At 55.5% G+C, this 20886-nt stretch carries 23 protein-coding genes; 7 read left to right on the top strand and 16 right to left on the bottom strand.

Features of this window, described 5'->3' with window-relative positions; translation table 11 throughout:
* Positions 1 to 4: 4 nt before the first annotated feature.
* Positions 5 to 1393 carry an MFS transporter gene (locus tag EL26_RS07060; protein ID WP_038086054.1) on the bottom strand — a complete coding sequence of 463 codons (1389 nt, stop codon included), beginning with the start codon at positions 1391 to 1393 and terminating at the stop codon, positions 5 to 7.
* 113 nt (positions 1394 to 1506) lie between these two features.
* Between EL26_RS07060 and EL26_RS07055 the strand changes: the two genes are divergently transcribed.
* Positions 1507 to 2382: a LysR family transcriptional regulator gene (locus EL26_RS07055; protein WP_038086053.1), complete on the top strand. Its 876-nt coding sequence runs from the start codon at positions 1507 to 1509 to the stop codon at positions 2380 to 2382.
* 21 nt (positions 2383 to 2403) lie between these two features.
* Here EL26_RS07055 and EL26_RS07050 read toward each other — a convergent pair whose 3' ends face one another.
* The 5 genes from EL26_RS07050 to EL26_RS07030 all read right to left on the bottom strand — a co-directional run bounded on the left by EL26_RS07050 (position 2404) and on the right by EL26_RS07030 (position 7807).
* On the bottom strand, positions 2404 to 3081 hold the full coding sequence (locus EL26_RS07050) for a response regulator (protein ID WP_038086051.1): 678 nt from the start codon (positions 3079 to 3081) through the stop codon (positions 2404 to 2406).
* Positions 3062 to 4684 (bottom strand): ATP-binding protein, encoded by a 1623-nt coding sequence (locus EL26_RS07045; RefSeq protein ID WP_038086134.1) that lies wholly within the window; start codon positions 4682 to 4684, stop codon positions 3062 to 3064. The genes EL26_RS07050 and EL26_RS07045 overlap by 20 nt, the downstream gene beginning before the upstream one ends.
* Positions 4685 to 4766: 82 nt before the next feature.
* Positions 4767 to 6293, bottom strand: a complete 1527-nt coding sequence (locus EL26_RS07040; protein ID WP_038086050.1) for a tripartite tricarboxylate transporter permease — start codon at positions 6291 to 6293, stop codon at positions 4767 to 4769.
* Positions 6294 to 6305: 12 nt separating this feature from the next.
* A complete protein-coding gene (locus tag EL26_RS07035; RefSeq protein WP_038086048.1) occupies positions 6306 to 6767 on the bottom strand; it encodes a tripartite tricarboxylate transporter TctB family protein in 462 nt (153 codons plus the stop codon).
* 11 nt (positions 6768 to 6778) lie between these two features.
* Positions 6779 to 7807, bottom strand: coding sequence for a tripartite tricarboxylate transporter substrate binding protein (locus EL26_RS07030; RefSeq protein WP_038086047.1), 1029 nt, complete (start codon positions 7805 to 7807; stop codon positions 6779 to 6781).
* Positions 7808 to 8068: 261 nt separating this feature from the next.
* Here EL26_RS07030 and EL26_RS07025 point away from each other — a divergent pair, with 261 nt between their 5' ends.
* Complete coding sequence (locus EL26_RS07025) at positions 8069 to 8767, top strand: TerC family protein (protein ID WP_038086045.1); 699 nt, start codon at positions 8069 to 8071, stop codon at positions 8765 to 8767.
* A gap of 108 nt (positions 8768 to 8875) precedes the next feature.
* Here EL26_RS07025 and EL26_RS07020 read toward each other — a convergent pair whose 3' ends face one another.
* Positions 8876 to 9991, bottom strand: coding sequence for an MBL fold metallo-hydrolase (locus EL26_RS07020; protein WP_038086043.1), 1116 nt, complete (start codon positions 9989 to 9991; stop codon positions 8876 to 8878).
* 81 nt (positions 9992 to 10072) lie between these two features.
* On the opposite strand from EL26_RS07020, the gene EL26_RS07015 reads away from it, so the two are divergent.
* Positions 10073 to 10966 carry a TIGR01777 family oxidoreductase gene (locus tag EL26_RS07015; protein WP_038086041.1) on the top strand — a complete coding sequence of 298 codons (894 nt, stop codon included), beginning with the start codon at positions 10073 to 10075 and terminating at the stop codon, positions 10964 to 10966.
* Positions 10967 to 11074: 108 nt separating this feature from the next.
* Here EL26_RS07015 and EL26_RS07010 read toward each other — a convergent pair whose 3' ends face one another.
* The 3 genes from EL26_RS07010 to EL26_RS07000 are packed head-to-tail and all read right to left on the bottom strand — an operon-like array spanning position 11075 to position 12284.
* Positions 11075 to 11257: a hypothetical protein gene (locus EL26_RS07010; RefSeq protein WP_038086039.1), complete on the bottom strand. Its 183-nt coding sequence runs from the start codon at positions 11255 to 11257 to the stop codon at positions 11075 to 11077.
* Positions 11258 to 11292: 35 nt separating this feature from the next.
* Positions 11293 to 11532 carry a hypothetical protein gene (locus tag EL26_RS07005; protein ID WP_038086038.1) on the bottom strand — a complete coding sequence of 80 codons (240 nt, stop codon included), beginning with the start codon at positions 11530 to 11532 and terminating at the stop codon, positions 11293 to 11295.
* 11 nt (positions 11533 to 11543) lie between these two features.
* On the bottom strand, positions 11544 to 12284 hold the full coding sequence (locus tag EL26_RS07000) for an SDR family NAD(P)-dependent oxidoreductase (RefSeq protein WP_038086035.1): 741 nt from the start codon (positions 12282 to 12284) through the stop codon (positions 11544 to 11546).
* Positions 12285 to 12446: 162 nt separating this feature from the next.
* Here EL26_RS07000 and EL26_RS06995 point away from each other — a divergent pair, with 162 nt between their 5' ends.
* The gene (locus tag EL26_RS06995) at positions 12447 to 12935 is read left to right on the top strand and encodes a hypothetical protein (protein ID WP_052036096.1); all 489 of its coding nucleotides are present in this window, start codon (positions 12447 to 12449) and stop codon (positions 12933 to 12935) included.
* Between the two features lie 77 nt (positions 12936 to 13012).
* On the opposite strand, the gene EL26_RS06990 is transcribed toward EL26_RS06995, so the two are convergent.
* The 5 genes from EL26_RS06990 to EL26_RS06970 all read right to left on the bottom strand — a co-directional run bounded on the left by EL26_RS06990 (position 13013) and on the right by EL26_RS06970 (position 17764).
* Positions 13013 to 13771 carry a hypothetical protein gene (locus tag EL26_RS06990; protein ID WP_038086033.1) on the bottom strand — a complete coding sequence of 253 codons (759 nt, stop codon included), beginning with the start codon at positions 13769 to 13771 and terminating at the stop codon, positions 13013 to 13015.
* Complete coding sequence (locus tag EL26_RS06985; protein WP_038086031.1) at positions 13755 to 14906, bottom strand: AAA family ATPase; 1152 nt, start codon at positions 14904 to 14906, stop codon at positions 13755 to 13757. Before EL26_RS06985 ends, EL26_RS06990 begins: the two co-directional genes overlap by 17 nt.
* A gap of 140 nt (positions 14907 to 15046) precedes the next feature.
* Positions 15047 to 15970, bottom strand: a complete 924-nt coding sequence (locus EL26_RS06980; protein ID WP_038086030.1) for a DMT family transporter — start codon at positions 15968 to 15970, stop codon at positions 15047 to 15049.
* A 199-nt stretch (positions 15971 to 16169) separates the two neighbouring features.
* Positions 16170 to 17387, bottom strand: coding sequence for a M16 family metallopeptidase (locus EL26_RS06975; RefSeq protein ID WP_038086028.1), 1218 nt, complete (start codon positions 17385 to 17387; stop codon positions 16170 to 16172).
* Between the two features lie 17 nt (positions 17388 to 17404).
* Positions 17405 to 17764, bottom strand: a complete 360-nt coding sequence (locus EL26_RS06970) for an arsenate reductase family protein (RefSeq protein ID WP_038086026.1) — start codon at positions 17762 to 17764, stop codon at positions 17405 to 17407.
* A gap of 165 nt (positions 17765 to 17929) precedes the next feature.
* Between EL26_RS06970 and EL26_RS06965 the strand changes: the two genes are divergently transcribed.
* From EL26_RS06965 to EL26_RS06955, 3 genes are all read left to right on the top strand, one after another.
* Positions 17930 to 18367, top strand: a complete 438-nt coding sequence (locus EL26_RS06965; protein ID WP_338010852.1) for a CoA-binding protein — start codon at positions 17930 to 17932, stop codon at positions 18365 to 18367.
* A complete protein-coding gene (locus EL26_RS23555; protein WP_052036095.1) occupies positions 18367 to 18948 on the top strand; it encodes a DsbA family oxidoreductase in 582 nt (193 codons plus the stop codon). Before EL26_RS06965 ends, EL26_RS23555 begins: the two co-directional genes overlap by 1 nt.
* 170 nt (positions 18949 to 19118) lie before the next feature.
* The gene (locus EL26_RS06955; protein WP_038086022.1) at positions 19119 to 19922 is read left to right on the top strand and encodes a S1 domain-containing protein; all 804 of its coding nucleotides are present in this window, start codon (positions 19119 to 19121) and stop codon (positions 19920 to 19922) included.
* Here the strand turns inward: EL26_RS06955 and EL26_RS06950 are convergent.
* Complete coding sequence (locus EL26_RS06950; protein ID WP_038086021.1) at positions 19919 to 20761, bottom strand: GTP pyrophosphokinase; 843 nt, start codon at positions 20759 to 20761, stop codon at positions 19919 to 19921. The genes EL26_RS06955 and EL26_RS06950 overlap by 4 nt on opposite strands.
* Positions 20762 to 20886: the final 125 nt, after the last annotated feature.

The following is a 20886-nucleotide window of genomic DNA, read 5'->3' as shown; positions in this document are numbered from 1 at the left end:
CCAATCAGGAGTCAGCTTGTGCCCGCTTCATGAAAAAGACCAGCGCCAAAGCGATCAGGAAGAAAACCGCGAACATTCGAAATCCAACGTCCGTCATCTGCACCACCGCGGTTTTGGAGTACGCGGGAGCCGCATAAACCTCCACGATGATCAACGCCAACGTCTGACTCACCACGCGCCCTACATTATAAATGGTGTAGAACATCCCCGAAGCCGACCCCGCCTGCTCGACCGGTGCAGCGGACAGGACGGATTTCGCTACGGAAGGCCACGCCAACCCGTTCGCCACCGAGATGATGAGCAACGGTACGATCACCGTCGCCTGCTTCAGAGACTCTCCCAAATTCCCGAGCAGAAAAAACGAACCTGCAATCAAACAGAGCCCGATCCCCGCCATGTTGAACGGCCCGAATCGGTCTGCAAACTTCCCTCCGAGCGGACCCATCACGAGTTGCGGCGCAGACAACGGAATCAGCAACAATCCCGACTCCAAAGGGCTTAGGTGTTGCGCGCTTTGCAGGTACAACGTCAGCAGCGTCGTGATCGAGAAATACCCGACGCAATAGCTGAACGTGACGCCAAGCCCCGTCGTATACGGTTTGAAAGAGAACAAGCGAAGTTGCAGCAAGGGTTGCTTCCCCCTCCATTCGACGAAAACAAAGACTGTTAAAAACAACAGCGTTGCGCCAAAAAGCCCAAGCACCGCCGGAGTTGTCCAGCCCCATTCCTGCCCTTCCGAAAGAGCGACGAGGAAAGCGCTCAGCCCCAATCCGAAAGTCAAGACGCCTGCCCAATCTGTTTTTTCCCGCAAAGTGCCTTTCATCTCCTTGAGCAGAATCCATCCTGCCACCAACCCGAGAAGAGCAAACGGCACCTGAACGAAAAACATCGAGCGCCATCCGAACGAACTGATCAACGCGCCTCCCGCGACAGGCCCGACGATCGATCCGATCACCCATGAGGTGGAATTGATTCCGATGGCAAGCCCCAGTTGCTCAGCCGGGAAGACACGCATGAGAATCGGGCTCGCCGTCGCCAACGCAAACGCCGCACCGATGCCCTGAATCAAGCGAAACAGGACCAGTTCCTGACCGGAGTTCGCCAATCCGCACAGCAGGGTAGCCGCTGTAAACAGACCAAACCCCCACAGGAAGATTCGCTTGTACCCCGCGCCGTCCGCCCACTTCCCCGCCGGCAATAAGAATACAGTGCTCGTAATCAGGTAGGCCGTAATCGACCACATCCCCGTCACCATCGAAACGTGCAAGTCTTGGATCAAACGCGGAAGACCGATGACCACGATGGTCGCGTCTAAATTGGTCACAAACGAGACGAGCGTGACCACGGCTAATACAGCCCACTTCCTTGCCAGTTCCTTTTTTTCAAAACTCATAGGACTCCCTCCCTTTCAAACAGCATTGTATCGAAGAATCCACATCATGTATAATGAATGAAAATGATGTGACCATTCGTTATTAGTGATACTTGAAAGGGAGTGAGGGACTTATGGAAAGTCAGGAGCTGCGGATCTTTCGGGCGGTGGCGTACGAGGGAAGCATCACGAAAGCCGCGCAAACGCTGGGGTATGTGCAATCCAACGTGACCGCAAGAGTGCAGCAGTTGGAGGCGGAATTGGACACGCAGCTGTTCTATCGGCATCGAGGAATGATCTTGACTCCGGCGGGGCAGAAGTTGTTGGCGTATGCAGATCAAGTGATTCGGTTGCTGGACGAGGCACAGGCTGCTCTTCATGATTCCTTGGAGCCCTCTGGACCGCTTTCACTCGGAGCCAATCCCGCCGTTTCCGTGTTGCACCTCCCCGAACTCTTGGCGCACTACCACAAACTGTACCCCAAAGTGGAACTTTCGCTGACCACCCAAACGTCGGAGGAACTTCTGCAGAAGATTCGCCAGTTTCAACTGGACGGCGCCTTCATCAAAATGTCCGTGCGAGAGGAACAACTCGCGGCGGAGCTGATTTATGAGGAAGAACTGGTTCTGATCACGCAGCCGGACATCCGCGATGTACAGGAGGTTTGCAAGCAACCGTTTCTCATGAATACCGCGGGATGTCCGCACCGGGAAGAATTGGAGACGTGGTTCAAGTCGATCGGGCAGGGGTCGGTTCGCTACTTGGAATTCAATCATCTGGATGCCACGATTCAAGGCGTGGTCTCCGGGCTTGGAGCCTCCTTCGTCCCGAAGTCCGCGATTCAAAAGCTGGAAGAGAGCGGGGTGTTGCGGTCGTTTTCCCTTCCTTCGCAACCGGCGTTTACGCAGATTTATTTCGTTCGGAACCCAAACAGCTTCGTGACGAGCGCTCTCGATAAATTCTTGGAACTGCTCAGAAAAAACCCGTTATACGGGAAGAAGTTTACTTGAAGATAGTGAAATCGGGGGAACTCACCTCCCCCGATACACCCGCTCCGGCCTTCCCACATCTCCGTAGGACAAATCGGCGATCACTTCTTCCTTGGACACGAGAAACTCCAGATACCGCCGTGCCGTCGAGCGGCTGACCCCGATCTGACGCCCGACCGCTTCCGCCGTCAGCCCGACGTGCTCCTGTGAAATCACCGCGGTGATCTTCTCCAACGTCAGCGTGTCAATTCCCTTGGGCAGGTACGACTCTTTCTTCTCCCCCGCGCTGTGGATCAGCCCGTCGATCTCCTCTTGGCCGATCGGTCCGCGCTCTTTTTTCAGCCGGTCGACTTTCTGGCGGTAGTCTTGAAACCGCACCAGCGTCTTCTGAAACCGCTCAAACACCAACGGCTTCACGATGAAGTCAAACACCCCGCTGCGCAGCGCGTCCTGCACCGTCTCCACTTCCTTGGACGCCGTGATCATGATCACGTCCGTCGTCCGATGGTGTTCCTTGATGTACCGCAGCAACTCCAACCCGTTCATGTCCGGAAAAAAAATATCCAACAACACCAAGTCCGGCTGCAGCACTTCCAACTGCTCCTTCGCCTGCAGTCCGTCTGCCGCAATCCCGATCACCTGATAACCGGGCACTTTCTCCACAAACCTTCTATTAATCTCCGCGATCCGCAGGTCGTCTTCAATGATCAGAACGTTCATGCTCTCGTCTGCCTCCCCCTAGAAATCGTTTCGGAATCGCCACCGTGAACAAACTGCCGTGCGGCTGCAACGACGTGTACGTGATGTACCCGCCCACCTGCTCCACCGCCTGTTTCACCAGCGCCAACCCAAACCCTCGGTGCTGCTCCGCTTTGGTCGAATACCCGACTTCAAAGATCCGCTCCAGCAGTTCGTCCGGCACCCCCGGCCCGGTATCTTCCACTTCCAAAATCAAATCGTCCCCAAGGTCGGTCAACAACACCCGCACTTGCTTGTCTTCCGGGTTTTCTTGCTCCATGACCGCTTCCATCGCGTTCTCGATCAGGTTGCCGAGGATCGTCGCAAACTGGCTGCGCTTCAAATCCCGCGGGAAATCCAGCAACGAACTGTGCGGGTCGAGCGACAGGTCGACTTTGAGTTCGCTCGCCCGGTTGAACTTGCCGATCAACAGCCCGCCGATCATCGGGTCGGGCACTTGCTGCATAATAAACTGCACGAGATTCTGGTGTATGTTCGACTCCCGCGTGATCAACTCCAGCGCTTCTTGGTACGACTCCAACTGAATCAACCCGGAAATCATGTACAGCTTGTTCGAAAACTCATGCGTCTGCGCCCGCAGCGAATCCGCATAGCGCTTCACTTGCGACAGTTCCTCCGTCACTTTGCTGAGTTCCGTCTTGCTGCGGAAACTCGCCACCGCGCCGATGACCTGTCCCTTGTGATTGAACAACGGCACGCGGTTGGCGATCAAAATATCGTCCGCGCCGATCATCTCTTGGTCGAACTCCGCTTCCCCCGACTGCACGACCTCCATCAGCCGCGAGCCCGGCAACACGTCGAGAACGTACTTCCCGACCATCGCCTCCCCTTCCGCAACTCCGAACATCTTCGCCGCTTTCTGGTTGACGATCGTCACGTGCCCCGTCTGGTTCACCGCGAGGATCCCTTCATGAATCGAATCCATGATCGCTTGCTTCTCCCGGTACAACCGCCCGATCTCGCGCGGCTCAAGACCCAGAATCGCCCGCTTCACGCCCGTTGAGATCAACAGCGCTCCGATCACGCCGATCACAAACGTGAGCTGGATCATCCAAATCAATTTCTGACGATACGGCTCGATGCGCTCTTGGATGTCCTCTTGCATCATCCCGACCGACACGATGCCGATCACCGAACCGTCGTCGCCGAAGATCGGCGCTTTCCCCCGCAAGGACGGCCCCAGCGAGCCGATCGCTTCCGAGATGATCGAGCGGCCTGCCAACACAGGTTCGTTATCCCCGCCGACCATCTCTTTGCCGATGCGCTCCGGCACGGGATGCGAATAGCGGATGCCGTCGCGGTTGCCGACGACGATGTATTCGGCGTCCGTTTTCACGCGGATTTCTTCGACGAGCGGTTGAATGATACGCGACGGGTCGGATTCGGAAAACGCTTTCTGAATCTCCGGAATCTGCGCCACCGTCTCCGCCACGGCGAGCGCCCGCGTGCCGGTTTCGTTTTCGACCATGTCGGATTCCACTTGCTCTTGGTAAATTCCAAAAATACTGATTATAAGAACCAACAAACAACAGATCAGCAAGATCAACTTGGTTTGCAGACGCAGATTCAACACCCCTTTAGCACTTTACTACCTCATGATACCGAAAAACCCATTCCCGTTAAAGGAATGGGTTTCATTTCCAGACCTAGCCCTCTTCGTTGACCAAGACTTTTTTGCCGCGCAGTTTCAGAAGCAGCGGGACGGTGATCCACAGAACGGCGATCACCAGGAACACCAGCGATACCGGCTTTTGCAAAAAAATCATGAAGTCGCCGTTGGAAGCGGTCAAGGCGCGGCGCATGTTGTTTTCGATCATCGGCCCGAGGACGAGACCGAGCACCAGCGGCGCCAGCGGGAAGTCGTTTTTCAACAGGAAGTAACCGGCCACACCGAAGACCATCAAGAGCATCAAGTCGAACGTGTTCGTTTGCACCGCGTACACGCCGAACACGGAGATCGCCACGATGATCGGAATCAAGTACTTCGGCGGCACCGAAATGATCTTGGCAAACACTTTGACCAGCGGCATGTTCAGCGCGAGCAGCATTAAATTGCCGATGAACATCGACGCGATCAAGCCCCACGCCACTTGCGGGTGTTCGTCGAACAGCAAGGGGCCCGGCTGGACGTTGTACATGATCAACGCCCCCATGAGAATCGCCGTCGTGCCGGAGCCCGGAATCCCCATCGTCAAGAGCGGAATCATCGCGCCGCCGGACGCGGCGTTGTTCGCCGACTCCGGTGCGGCGACGCCTGCGATCGCGCCTTTGCCGAACTTCTCGGGGTTTTTGGAGATTTTTTTCTCCAGGATGTAGGAGAAGAACGACGCCAGCGTCGCGCCGGCCCCCGGCAAGATGCCGATGAAGAAGCCGAGCAGCGAGCCGCGGACGATCGGGCCGGTACTTTCCTTCATGTCTTGCTTCGTCGGGAGGATGCGGGTGATCTTGGCGAGCTCTCCGTCGTTACTCTCGCGTTCGAGGATCGTCTTGAACACTTCGCCGAGCGCGAACAGACCGACGGCGATCGTGAGAAATTCGAGCCCTTGGTACAACTGCGGGATGTCAAACGTAAAGCGCGCAACGCCGGAGACGTTGTCGATGCCGATCGTGCCGAGCATCAACCCGAACACGGTCATCATCAATGCTTTGGTCATCGACTTGCCCGCCAAACCGGATACGGCGCAGAGGCCGAGCAGCATCAGCGAGAAATATTCAGCCGGACCGAACTTGAGCGCCACATCGGACAGCGGCTTGGCGAGCAGCACGAGCGCCACCAACGACACGATGCCCGCAAAAAACGAACCGATCGCCGCGATGGAAAGCGCCGAACCGGCGCGCCCTTGCTTCGCCATCTGATACCCGTCGAGCGCCGTGACGACGGAGGACGATTCCCCCGGCGTGTTCAGCAGAATCGACGTCGTCGAGCCGCCGTACATCGCGCCGTAGTAGACGCCGGCAAGCAAGATGATCGACGAGGTCGCCGCCGCTTCCGGGCTCAATCCGGAGGTGAACGACGCGGTGACGGGAATGAGCAGCGCCACGCCGCTCATCGGGCCGATGCCCGGCAGTACGCCGACCGCCGTCCCGATCAACACCCCGATAAACGCGAACAGCAGATTGTGCCAATCAAGCGCAGTGGCAAAACCGTTTCCTAAGTACGACAATACATCCATTCTGCCACCCCCTTACATCCCGAACCAGACGGGCCAGCCTGGCAGGGTTCCTTGCAACACTTGGACAAACACGAAGTACACGCCGTAGGAGAACAGAGCCGAGATGAGAATCGAAGACAGCCACTTGCCTTTTTGCATCGTTTGAAACCCGATCAGCAAGAAAGCGAACGTGCCGACGATATACCCGATCTCTTCCAAGAAGAAAGCATACAGCGCGGCCGCGGCGAAGATGATGAGAAATCGCTTCCAATCGAGCTTCTCGCGCGTCTCCCCGTCCCGTTTGGAATCCTTAAACGTTTCGTAGAACAAGCGCAGGCTCAGCAGCGCGAAGATCAAGCCGAGGCCGAACGGGAAGATGTTCGGCCCGACGTTGCTGCCGTACGCGCTTGACGAGATGTTCCGGCTCTCGATCATGAACGCGGCGGCGATGATCAGCGACACCAGACTGGCATACCGGTCAAACGTTTTATTCATAGAGGCTCACCTTATTTCGCCATGCCGAGCGCGGTCAGCATGTCTTTGACTTCGCCTTCTTGCTTGTCGAGGTAAGCTTTGAAGTCGTCGCCGTTTTTGTATTCGGCTTCCCAGCCGTTGGTTTGGAGTTCTTTTTTCCACTCCGGGGTTTCAGACAGGGCTTTGAGTTTGTCGCCCCAGTATTTCTTGGCTGCGTCGGACATGTCTTGCGGGCCGAACACGCCGCGCCAGATCAGGAATTGTGCGTCGAGACCTTGCTCTTTCATCGTCGGGATGTCTTTGAGATCGCCGCCGAGACGCTCCGGTGCTTCCACGCCGAGGATTTTCACTTTGCCTGCCTTCATGTATTCGACGAGGGACGAGCCGTCCGTGCCGATCGCGTCCGCGTTGCCGCCAAGCAGTGCCGCAACCGCTTCGCCGCCGCCGTCGTAAGAGACGTACTTGACTTTCTTCGGGTCGACGCCCGCTTTGTACGCCGGAAGCACCGCGACGAGGTGGTCCATCGAACCCGGAGCCGAGCCGCCCGCGACGGTCAGTTTCGACGGGTCCGCTTTCAGCGCGTTGACGAGGTCGGTCAAGGTTTTATACGGAGAATCCGCTTTCACCGCGATCGCGCCGTAGTCTTTGGTGAGTTGGGCGAGCGGGGTGGTGTTTTTGTAGCCGTACGGGGTGTTGCCTTCCTTCTTCAAGTTGTTGATCAAAATCGGCGGAGAAGAGACGAACAGGCGGTAGTCGTTTTTCTTGTCGTTCGATGCGTAGTCCGCCATGAACACGGTGCCGCCGCCGCCCGGTTTGTTTTCCACGGTCATCGTTTGCTCGACCAGTTTGGTTTCGCCGAGCACTTTGGTGACGGAACGTGCGGTTTTGTCCCAGCCGCCGCCTGCACCCGACGGTGCGACCATCACGATCGGCTTTTGCGGATAGTTGCTGTCGCCCTTGCTGCTGCCTCCGCTGGAAGCGTCCTTGCTGCCGCAAGCGGTCACGCCGAGCGCCATAACGCCGGTCATCAGGGCAACGGCCCATTTGTGCTTGGTTTTCATCTGTGTGTTCCCCCTTTTTTATCTGCGAAAGAAAAAGCAAATGAGAGCGTTTTCATGTCTTGGTCAACATCATATCACCGATCATTCTGAAATTTGTGTTACGGAAACTAAGTTGCAAAAAGATCATTCCGCGCATTTTGGTCATTCTGTTCACATGAGCAAAATGAACAAAATGGGAAGAATGAACTTTATGGATTTTACAACTGACAGAACGTTTCGTTGCATTGCTATGCTAAACTGATAGAGAAAGGAGCGGATGGTATGGAAAGCGGTTTCCTCCTTGACTTGCTCAAATTGATTTTGATCAACATCGTTCTAAGCGGCGACAACGCCGTCGTCATCGCGTTGGCGTGCCGCAATTTGCCGCAACAGCACCAGAAGAAAGCGATTTTCTGGGGCAGTACCGGGGCGATCGGATTGCGCATCGCGCTGACGTTCCTCGCTGTGTGGCTTTTGGAGATTCCCTTTGTGCAAATCGCCGGCGGTTTGCTGCTTCTCTACATTGCCTACCAACTTCTGCGCGGGGAAGACGACGAAGAGAAGTTGAAGTCGGGCTCCTCGATTCGTGATGCGATCAAGACGATCATCGTGGCGGACTTGATCATGAGTTTGGACAACGTGGTCGCCGTGGCGGGTGCCGCCAACGGCAACTTGCTGGTGATCTTGATCGGTCTGGCCATCTCCATCCCGCTGATCATCTGGGGCAGCCAACTGCTGATGGCGCTGATGCAGCGGTTTCCGATCATCGTCTTGCTGGGTGCCGGTTTGATCGGCTACACGGCGGGCGAGATGATTCTCGGCGACGACGCGATCGAAGGCTTCATCGACGAGGTGTTCCCGGCAGCGAACTACGTCGTTCCGGCAGCGGTCGGCGTCCTCGTCATGCTGGTCGGCTGGCGCATCTCGGCAAACGCCAAGAAAAAAGAATCCGAACACGGCACGCCCGTCACGTCGTCATGAAAAAAGACCCTCTGCGCGAGGGTCTTTTTTGCGAGCTGTTGTTGGTTTTTTTTTGCATAAGCATTTCCAGCTCAATGTGTTACTATGAGGGTGTATTTTCCACTCGCTTCACGATCTCCACCACGGGGTGTTCGGGTATTCGTCGCCCCCGACGGCGACCGCTTCTCCCATTTTGGGCGTGGCGAGCGTGACACCGTGCTTCCGAGCGGCGAGGCTGACGCGTTCCACCGGCTCCGTCCACGCGTGAAACGCCAACGTGAACGCCGCCCAGTGAATCGGGATCAACACCTGCCCGCGCACATCGAGATGCGCTTGCACCGTTTCTTCCGGCATCATATGAATCGCCGACCAGCGCTCGTCATACTGCCCGCACTCCATGCAGGTCAGATCAAACGGCCCGTACTTCTCCCCGATCTCGCGAAAGTGCGGCCCGTACCCGCCGTCGCCGCTGAAATAGATCTTGTGCTCCCGGCCCTCGATCACCCACGAACACCACAGCGTCGCGTTGCGGTCGTTCACGCTGCGGCCGGAAAAGTGCCGCGCCGGCGTGCACGCCAACCGCAAACCTTCATACTCAAACTCGTCCCACCAATCATGCTCTTGAATGAGATTCGGGTCGACTCCCCACCGCTCCAAGTGGCTCCCGACGCCGAGCGGGACGAGAAACTGCCGCACCTGTTCCTTGATCTTTCGGATCGAATCGTAATCGAGATGATCATAGTGATCATGAGACAGCAACACGGCATCGATCGGCGGCAAGTCCTCCACGCGAATCGGAACGTCCTTGCTGTAGCGCTTCCCGCCGATCGCCGGAAACGGATGCGGCGACTTTCCGAACATCGGGTCGAGCAACAGCGTCTTGCCGTCGATCTCCACCAGCAACGCCGAGTGCCCGAACCACGTGACTTTCGCAGGCGCGGGCGCAGTAGAAGCAGACCCTTGCGACAGACCCGTCACGTCCACCGTCTCCATCGGGAGCGGAGACTTGGGCACGCGATCGGGATTTTTTTTGATCGAGTCGCGCAGCATGGAGCCCATCGCTTTCAGACCCATCGCCATCTCCGTCGTGGTCTGATTCACAAACTTGCCCGCGCGGAAGTTTGGCGAGCTTTCATAGGTGCGCAGCTTCTCACGCGAAGCTTTCCGACCAAACACCGGATTCACCCGCAACACCAGCACCGCGAGGATGAGAAGGGCGACAACAATCGAGAGGACAACCCACATAACGATCTCCCTTTACGAGTAAAATTCTCCATCTCTCGTTATCATACCGAACCCCAACCGGAAGTCAAAGGAGAGAACACGATGAAAATTGCAATCGCAGGCGGCAGCGGCTTCATCGGACAGCACCTGATCAACGACTGGCTGAACCAACAACACGAGGTCGTCCTCATCTCCCGCTCCAAGCAACCGACGACCTCCCCCCTGCTTTCTTCGCTCACGTGGAACGACCTGCAAAAAAATCCCCTGCTCCTCGACGGGATCGACGCCGTCGTCAATTTGGCGGGCGAATCGATCAACCAGCGCTGGACGGCGGAAGCGAAGCGGCGCATCTTGCAATCGCGCTTGGACACGACCGGGCAGATCGCCGACGCGGTCTCCAAGCTGTCGCGCAAACCGGGCGTCGTCGTCAACGCGTCGGGCATGTCGATCTACGGCCTGTCGGAAACGGCGACGTTTGATGAGAACTCTCCGCATGTGCACGATCATTTTCTGTCGGACGTGGTGGAGGAGTGGGAACGGGCGGCCGATCAAATTCCGGCGGACCGCGTGGTGAAAGTGCGCGTCGGTATCGTGCTCGGCATGGACGGCGGCGCGTTTCCCAAGATGTTCATGCCCTACCGCCTGTTCGTCGGCGGCAAAGTCGGCAGCGGACGGCAATGGCTGTCGTGGATTCATGTCGACGACATGGTGCGAATGATCAACTTCTGCATCGAGAATCCGGAAATTGACGGAGCGGTCAACGGCACCGCGCCGAATCCGTTGACCAACGACCAGTTCGGCCGCGTCGTCGGTCGTGTCGCGGGGCGTCCGCATTGGATGCCGGTGCCTGCGTTCATGATGAAACTGCTGTTCGGCGAACTGTCCGTGCTCTTGCTGGAAGGTCAGAAGGTCTTGCCGCAGAAAGTCCTCGATCACGGCTTCCAATTCCGTTATCCAACGCTCGAACCCGCGCTGAAACAATTGCTCGGGAAATAAATCTCTCATGCTCGGAAAAAAAGTCTCCTGCAACCGCACCGGTGCCGGAGACTTTCGTTTTTTGAAACAGAAAAGCCCGCGCCTGTGACGGGCTGCGGGCTTTGTGCATTAGGAATTGCTGGATTTGTCGGTCAATTGTTTTTTCATTTTCTCAAGAAGGGCTTGTTTCTTCGACTGCGCCTGCCCAAATGCTCCACCGGCACCGCCGTTTCCTTGCTTGTTTTGGAAACCGCCCTGTTTCACGCCGCCTCCGTTGCTGATCGGCTTTTTCCGATTCTCTGCTCTTGGCACCCTGCTCACCTCCTGAAACTGCTGTTGAATCTATTCTACATCGACCTGTGAATTGCCTCTAATGCACACGCTTCATCTTGCGGTTTTACGTAGAGATCGTATTGCGTCATGTCCGGGCCGAGGCGGGAAGAGGAGCCGAGGGCGGACAAGTTGCCGGGCGTTTTGGTGCTGTACGGAATGCCGGCCGCTTGGAGTTTGCCGACCGCTTTGAAGTACGACTCCGAGCCGAAGCTGGTGTAGACGAGTTTCTTATACTTGCTGAAGAAACGAAACATCCCGTATCACCTCATAACGTTTGCCCGCTGTCGACGGTGATGATTTGACCGGTCATCGCTTCCTGTTCCAAAGTGGAGAGAATCAGTTGCGCGATGTCTTCCGGAGTGGCGATGCGTTGCAGCAAGAGGTTGGGGGCGAGGCTTTTCATCTGCTCTTCGCGCCCTTCCCACCATCTGGTTTCCACGGCGCCCGGCACGACACAGTTGACGCGAATCGTCGGAGCCAAAGCGCGGGCGAGGGATTTCGTCAGCGCGTGCACGGCAGCTTTGGAGACGGCGTACGGAAGCGAGGAGCCCAAACCCGTTTGCCCGGCGATGCTGCCGATGTTGACGATTGCGCCGAGTTGGCTTTCTTTCATATACGGCGCAACCGCTCTTGCGCAGAAAAACATCCCTTTCACATTGACGCCGTACAGCTCATCCCAGACGTCTTCCGTTGCGGACTCCAAGTCGACGAGCGGAATGTGGCGGGTGATGCTGGCGTTGTTGACGAGCAGATCGACGGTGCCGAATTGCCGGGCGACGGTTTCGACCATCCGGCGGACTTCGTGGTCTTGAGAAACGTCCGCTTGAACAGCGATGGCGCGTCCGCCGTTACGGGTGATGATTCGCACCGTCTCTTCCGCCTCGGCTTGCGACCGCGAATAATTCACGGCAACGGCAACGCCGCGCTCCGCCAACGCCAAGCAAGTCGCCCGCCCAATCCCCGTCCCGCCGCCGGTGACAATCGCAACTTTCCCTTTGATCTCCATTCTCCTACTCCCTCTCTCCTTGGTATATGATTCATTGTAACTTTTTCAAGACTGAAGCTGGAAGTGGGGGCGGACACATTTTGTAAAAAAATGGAGGTTTTTCCCCCGTAAGAGGAGAACCTTACAACAAACACTTTCGACTCCAAAACAGGAGGCCACCCCATGACCCTCTTCACTCAACTCTCCGACATCCAACAGCACTTATCCACAGGCAACCTCCAAGCTTTAGAGGCATGCCTCAACGACACCACACGCGCCGTATCTTTAGAAGACTACCAAGCCCAACTGGAAAAAGGCCTCCATCGCGCCTTGCAGCTCGCCAAGCGCACGTTTGCGCAGGCGGTCTATTTCGAATACGACCTCGACAATAATTGGGACAGCTCGTTTACCGTCTGCAAGGAATACTATCCGCTCGAAGCGGACAACGAAGACTGGGCGGCTCCCGGTCCGGGAACGCGCGATTTCCCCGGCCCCTCGCTGCCCGCATTCGCGGAACTCTACACGGACTTCGACACGCCGGAGACGCTCTCCCTGATCGCCGCCACCGTCCTCGTCTTCGCCAAAGCCTGCCGCACCGTGCAAAGCAACACCCCGCAAAACCTGAAGCTCTGCATCGCCTTCCACGGCCAAGACCCGATCTTCCGCCTCTAACTCAACTCAAAAAGCGGCCGCCCCTTCCAAGGGCAACCGCTTTTTCATTGGAACCTGTAAAGCAAAACAAATTCGTCCTACTCGTCCACTACCTCGAAAATTCCCAAATCCAGCAACACAATCGCCAGCAGACTTAAGACGCTGTATGTGGAACTCGTCTGATACTGTTGCTCTTGATATTCAAAAACCAATCGGTGAAATGATGACACATCATACGGCCCAAACCCAAAATGCTCAATGGCTGTTACCAGTTCCTCAACTGCTTTCTGAAGGGTTTCCTCACTGATCCTACTTTGATTAATAGTCTGCGCATGCAAGTGGTGTTTGAGTTGATGCCCGTATTCAAACTGCAGCATATAGGAACCCGAGATAAAATTAGACGCCACAAAACTTTCAACTGCCGGATAACTAAGCAACAGCAAACCTTGCCGGTATTCCCCGTTGTCGGTTGCATTCCCTAACCGGTCGATCAGATCGAGAATGAATTTCGAGTTTTTATTTGAACCCCCATCTCTGTCGAAGAGGTAATAGATCGCGGCTCGATCAACAGGGAAATTGTGTACCTCAATCAACTCCGCAAAGAGTTGATTGAGGTATTCATTGCTGTCATCGAGTGATGTAATAGCCGAACTTTGCGCATTCACAACACATACCGAAGACGTGATTTTTTCCTTTTCATTCACTTTTCTGTATTGCCCCATCCGCTTTTTGTACTCATATTGATAATCTAATATATCTTTGAAAATCCGCCTCAACAACCAAAATTCCGTTTTCTCCCCTTCAACAATAAACAGAACCCGACCGATGTTTTTGTCCTTGTTACGCGAGATCTTCATCGTTGTATTCCGGCACTCCTCCGAACACGCCGTTGAGATACATTCTCTCTAAGTTTTGCGCTTCTCTCGGTTTTTCTGATGAAAATAACTTGAGTCCGCTTCCTTCTTTGCCCCAAAAATTCACAGCGTATATTTGGTCAGGTCTCAACAGCGCATTTGTGAGCAGGTTTGTGGAATGAGATACGATAAAAATCTGAGCGTTTGTTGAGGCTTTCATGAAATATCGGATCAGCAATTCCTCAAGGAAATTATGGAGACCGCTGCTGAATTCGTCAATGATCAGCATACCCCCACGCTGAACCACGTGGAAAAAGGCTGGTAATAGATTGAGTAAATTTCGGTTCCCCAACGACTCCATCCAATACGGAATGGGCTCTCCAATTCCTTCCCGTTTAAAAAAGATCCGCTTCTCCTCTCCGTTGTCCATTCTATTAAGGGGTCCCTCACTCGAATTGGAGTACTCAATTCGTTGATCGAAGTGATAGTCGGTGAAAAATTGATTGATGGTCTGAACTCCTGCCTCGGATTGCACATATTCGTTCAACCGCAACCCGTGTTTGCCCGGTGAAAAAAGAACTCTTTCGTGGCCGTCCACATACACGGAGTTCAGCAAGAATTCGAACCATTTCTTGAGTGTTTCGTGAGCGCGAAACTTTGTATTGTAGTAAATCTCCCTCAACAAGAGCGAATAGTCGTCGATATTCGAGTACAATCTCGCATCTGTTAGTTTCGTTTCACCGTTGCTTCCGACCCGATTCAAGACTTCCTCCTGATCGACGGTCAATTTTTCTACCAGAAATTTGCGTTGCTGCGTGTCAAATTCAATCTGATATTCGATGACAGCTTGACCGATTTCAAACGTGTATTCCAAGAGAAACGAGTGTTCCACTGAAAACAGGCATACATTGGAAGACAAATTCACGATCTTTTCCGCAAACAAAAGCTCCAACAACAACCGCAAAGCTCGTATGACATTCGTTTTCCCCGATGCATTCGGCCCAACAAAAAACAATCCCTTCAGCACCTGTTCATGCACATTCGATCGTTCAAGAATTTTGTATCCGGTGCTTTTAAGATCCAGTATTGTGTCATTTTTAAATGATGTATAATTTTTCATTCGAAGAGAAGTTAGCATTTCGATTCCTCCCTTTCACGAAGTTCCTCCTGCTATTATATCCTGTCAAAGAAAAAAAGGTACACACACTGCCTCATTACATGTAATTTTTTTACCGTACATAAAAAGCGGCCGCCCCCTTCCAAGGGCAACCGCTTTTTTTATGCGCTCGTCGTCAGTGACGCCGCTTTCGCTTTCGGCTTCCCCGTCCCGAGCACGATCGCCAGAAACACCGCCGTGAACCCGACGATATGAATCCACGTGATCGACTCGCCCAAGAGCAGCACCGAGAAGATCAAGCTCAACATCGGCATTCCGTTGATGTACATCGACGTCCGTCCCGCCCCGATTACGCGGATGCCGGAGTTCCACCAGATCGAGCCGAACCCGGTCGCCATGATCCCGGAGAACAGCAACACGACCCAGACAAACCAGTCGCCCGGCAACGTAAACGGCTGGTTCGAAACCAGTTGCTCCCCCGTCGCCGTGATCGCCAACAACACCGTCGCCGTGACGTGGCTGTACGCGGTGACGACCATGACCGGGAGGGTTTGCGTCGCTTTTTTGATAAACATCCCCGAAATCACGTACGCGAGCATCGCGAGGACGACCAGCCATTCGCCCTTGCCAAAGTGCAGCGTGGACGTCTCTTCCCATGACGCGCCGAACACAACGAGAAACACGCCGCAAAAACCGAGCAGCACTCCGCCGATCTTGCGCGCCGTCAACGGCTCGCGAAACAGAACGTACGCCAGCACCATCGTCACCAACGGGTTCAAGCCGAGAATCAACGATCCTGTGGAAGCGGTCGTCAGCTTCAAGCCCGCCGACAGCGTAATCTGGTGCAGGAAAATCCCCGACACGGCAATGCCGATGATCGTCCCCCACTGGCCGACGGTGAGTTTGCGAAACCCGTACTGTTTCGCCGTCATCCCCGTCAACAGCAGCGCCGCCGCCCCGATCCGCCACGCCGCCAGCATCGTCGGGGTGAAAAAGTCGGACAGATACTTGACCATGACCACGTTCAACCCCCAGATCACCACGACAAAAACCAACAGCAGCCTGGCCTTTCTCTCCTCGCCCAAATTCCACACTCCCCTAAAATTCGTTCCTCGAAATAAGTGCTCAATGCGAAGATTATACACCATTTCTTCCTTCACAGCGTGCATCTTGAGTACCGATTCCCTGTTGGGCAAGCGCCGCGCAGATCAACGTTGTGCCTGCACGACGAAAAGCCCCTTGTCCGCGTGCGGCAAGGGGCTTTGTTCGGCGAGGATAACTGCCTTATTTCGGTTGGTACGGGCCGACGGTGACGCGGGTCATCTGCGTGTCATGAAACACTTCGTGCACGAGACGCAGCGCGTCTTCCCGCGTGACTCCTTCCAGATCGGCGATGTCGCGCTCATACGGACGCCATTCGCCCCAGAGCACTTCGTCGTCGACGAGCTTCTGAACTTTGTTGCCCAGTTGGTCGCTGCTCATCAGAAGCGACGCCCGCAGCATCGCTTTGGAACGCAGCAGTTCGTCTTCCGTGATGTCCCGTTGGAAACGGTCGATCTCGTGCAGGATCTCCGCCAGCACGCGGTCCGTTTCGCTCGGCTGGCACCCGGCGTAGATCATGTACGTGCCGACATGCTGCCACCCGGAATATCCGCCCTCCACCGTGTAGACGAGACCGAGTTCGTTACGCAATCGCTGGAACAAGCGCGACCACGAATCGCCTCCGAAGATCGTCATCGCCGTATCGAACGCCGGCAGATCCGGACGCTGAATCGCCGGAGCCCGGAAGCCGAGGAACACTTGCTCTTGCTCGCACTCCTCTTCCTCATGGCGCGACTTGATCTGCGAGAGCGGCGGCACGCGCAAATTCTGGCTCTTGCGCGCATTGCCGCCAAAGTGCTTCGCCAGCACTTCCACCACCGCTTCATGCTCGACGTTGCCGACGAGCCCGACCACCAAGTTGTCCGGCGTGTAATACGCCTGCGAAAACTCCAACACTTGGCGGCGCGTCAGAGCATCGACCGACTCCGGCGTCCCGATCGTCGGGTGCGCGTAGTTGCCGAGCAGCGAATGGTAAGCGAGGTCTTCGCCCCACGCGGACGGGTCGTCGCGGTACATCTTCCATTCTTCTTGGATCACGTCTTTTTCCTTGTCAAACTCTTCGGCCGGCACATGGAACCCCGCGATCAACGCCGCAAACAGATCCAAGCCCTGCAAGATCGTCTCTGCCGGCCCGTCGATTTCAAACGTCGTCGATTCAAAGCCGGTCGACGCGTTGGTCGAGCACCCCAAGCGGGCGATTTCGTTGCCGAACACCACTTGGTCCATCGTCGGCGTGCCTTTGAAGACCATGTGTTCCAAGACGTGCGCCACGCCCCACAAGCGGAACGGCTCCAAGCCGGAACCGATGCCAAAGCGCAAGTGCGCCACAGCCCCGCGCAGATAGGGGGTTTTTTCCGTAATGATTCGTAAGCCGTTGGGCAATATCGTTTTGCGTATCATCCTCTGCACACACGCTCCTAACCGAGCACTTTCTGGAACTCCTCTTCCTTGAAGCCGACCGTCACGCGGTCGCCGCGCACGAGGATCGGGCGTTTGATCAACATGCCGTCCGACGCGAGCAAGCGAAGTTGCTCCTCGACGCTCATGTCTTTCAACTTGTCCTTCAGACCGAGTTCTTTGTATTTGTTGCCGCTCGTGTTGAAGAACTTCTTGATCTCAAGCCCGCTCTTCTCCAGATAGTCTCGCAATTGGTCTTGGGTCGGCGGTTGGTCCACGATGTGGATGTCTTCGTAGTCGACGCCGTTTGCGTCCAAGTATTTCTTGGCATTGCGGCAGGTACCGCACTTGGGATATTCATAGAAAAGAATCTCTGCCATTCGTGCTGTTCCTCCTATGTATATGAATGGATGTGGGTTCAATGTACCATGTTTGTCCCCTTTTTGAAACCCGACGGGAGTATCTCGAACGCCCGGAATGTGTCGTGGGCGACAGTTTTTTTTCCAATCAATAGGGTATGCTGTTGGCAAAAAGCAGAATAGGTGATGATCGCCATGTATGAAGCTCCGTCCAACGAAATCGTCAAACAATGGCTCCAAGAAACCAAAACCATCGCGGTGGTCGGACTGTCCGACAAGCCGGACCGCACCTCCTACCAAATCGCGGAAACGATGCAAGCGCGCGGCTACCGGATCCTGCCGGTCAACCCGATGCTGAAAACCGACGTGCTCGGGGAAAAACCGTACGCCGCCCTCGAAGAAATTCCGGAAAAAATCGACCTCGTCAACGTCTTCCGCCGCTCCGAAGAACTGTACAGCGTCGTCGAATCGGCCATCAAAGCCGGCGCGAAACGCATCTGGGCGCAACAGGGCGTGTACGATGAGCAAGCCGCACAACTGGCGAAAGAAAACGGCGTGGAGATCCTCATGGATCAGTGCATCGCCGTGGCGCACAGCGTGCTGCTCGCGGGAGGGAAACACTGATGAGCGGATTGCGCTACCACTTTGATTACGCCTGCCCGTGGTGCTACATCGGCGCGCACACGATCCGCGAACTGGCGAAAGAGGGCGTCGAGATCAAGTATAAAGTCTGGAAGATGCCGCCGAACGCCAACCCGCCGGAAAAACCGGAAGGCTACCGCGAAGCGGCGGGCGTGCGCTTGAAGGAATTGCGCGAAGAGACGGGCATCCGCGTCTCGTCTCCCGTTCAATCGGACACCGTCCCGGCGCTGATCGCCACCAAAGTCGCTGAACAGTTCGGAGCGGCCGCTTCCTATGTAGAAGCGGTCTATCGGGCGCATTGGGCAGAGAAGCAAGACATCTCCGACCGCGACGTGCTCGTGCAACTCGCCGAATCGGTCGGCTTGAACGGTGCCGATTTCCGCCAAGCGCTGGAGAGCGATGCCGGCCGTGCCGCGTATGAAACCGATCTGCAACAAGCGGCAGACGAAAACCTCGACACGATCCCCGACTATGTGAACAGAGCGGACGCGTCGAAGCGCCTGTTGATCCACCACTTTGACGACATGCCGACGTTGGAACAACTGCGCGAATTGGCTCGCTAGAAACTTTCAACGTATTTACAACTTTTTATTGAAAAGGGAGCTCCCGACCGACGGCGGAGTTCCCTTTTTTCGTGCTGACTTGACAATGGTGATGGAGACTGTTAACTTAAATGGATAAGGTAGAATTTTTAGGTTTACATATCCTGCTACTAAAGGAGTACGGGCTCTCTATGGATACGACATTGCGGTATGTACAACAGTTTGGTCGGTCGAAGAAGGACAATTTGAAGCCGAGCTTGACCGGGAAATACCATGTTGGCCAAACGATTGAAGTGTTTCCGTTTCGCATGATGGATTTTGGTTGCTTTGCGTCCACGACCGACGGATTGAGCGGTTTGTTGCACAACAGCGAGATGGCAGTCGATCTGCAAGGCAAATTGCCGGAGATGATCGAGCGCGAAGAATCGATTACGGTACGCATTACGAAATATGACCGCCGCAGCGGCGAAGTTGCTTTCACGATGGACGGCAAAGAGAAGGACAGAGACAAATTCCACGACGCAGCTTCGACTCCGTCCGCAACGGCAACCGTTGCTCCGACCGTGGCGGATGCGCTGGTCGTTCCGGATGTGATTGCACCGACTGCAACCGGTGCCGCGCCGGCGGCTCCGACGACCGCTGCTCCCGCTCCGACGTTTGCCGCTCCGCAACCTCCGGCTCCCGTGGCGACCCCCGCCGGCGAATTGGCGCCGCATCAATTTACGACTTCCCAGCCGGTTCCAAGCGTGCCGACCCGCGATTCGCTATCAGCGCGTCTGGATTCTGAACTTGCTGACATTCAGAAATTCATTGAAGGCGTCTCGCAGACCGCGATGTCTGAACAGGCGCAAAAACTCTTGCGCGACCTGCTGGAGAAAAACAACACGTTCCGTTTCACCTATGCGATGCAGACGGTGGTCGACAATTTTGAACCCGATTTGAACTATCTGTTGCTCTCTCTCATAGAACGCGCATTGAAAAACCCGACTCCTTAGGAGCCGGGTTTTTTGACGAGTCGGGAATTGAGCATCTCGTCGATCATCTGCAATTTCGGGTTGTACGTGAAGTCGTGCGCAGCGGCGAAGTACGTTTGGTAGAGTTCCGCGGCGCGCGTGAAGTCTTTCTTGACGTAGAGCGAGAAGATTTCCTCCAGTTTGTCTTCGTTGGAGACGATGTCTTCGCGCATGATCTCTTGCGAAGTGCGGATGTCGCGGCGGAATTGCGCCATCTGCAAATCGAGCTCGTTGGCGGCGTCGGCGGCGCGGCGGAGTTGTTCCTTCATCTCTTCCGGCAGCTTCTCGTCGTACTTGTAGCGCAACTCATGCTCGTTGGTCGCCCAGAAATTCATCGCCAGCGTCCGCAACTGAATTTCGCAGAGCACATCGCGTTTTTGCGAGCCGTGATACGTCGGGTAGCGCACGATCAAATGCACGCTGCGGTAGCCCGATTCCTTGGGCGTGTCAATGTAATCGGTGATCTCGACGATTTGGAAATCCTCGCGTTCGCAGAGAATCTCCTGCACTTCGCGGATGTCTTCCAGATAGCGGGTGACAACGCGCAGGCCGGCGATGTCGTACACATGGCTCTCAATCTCCTCGACCCAGTTGCCGACGCCGATCTGGATGCCCTTCTTCTCCGCTTTTTTCAACAGCGACTCGACAGACTTGACGCGGCCGACCACGAATTCGATCGGCGAGTAGCGGTCTTGTTCGAGACAGCCGTACTTGATGCCTTTTAATTTGACTTTGAGTTCATCGACAGCTTGTTGATACGGCGCGCGAAATTTCGACAGCCGTTCAAAATCGCCCCTGCTGGGCTTATAGGCGGTGCTCATGTTAGATTCTCTTCTCCTTACTGAATCGCCGTGCGTACGTACCGTGCCTGTTCGTTCTCCTTCAATAAGAATACCATTTCTGCCGCCCTTTTTCCTCCCTGAATTCAATTCTGAAAAACTGTGTG

The organism is Tumebacillus flagellatus, from assembly GCF_000714935.1.
Lineage (GTDB): Bacteria > Bacillota > Bacilli > Tumebacillales > Tumebacillaceae > Tumebacillus > Tumebacillus flagellatus.
Note: the sequence above shows the minus strand (reverse complement) of the source record. Positions and strands in the feature narration are given on the sequence as shown.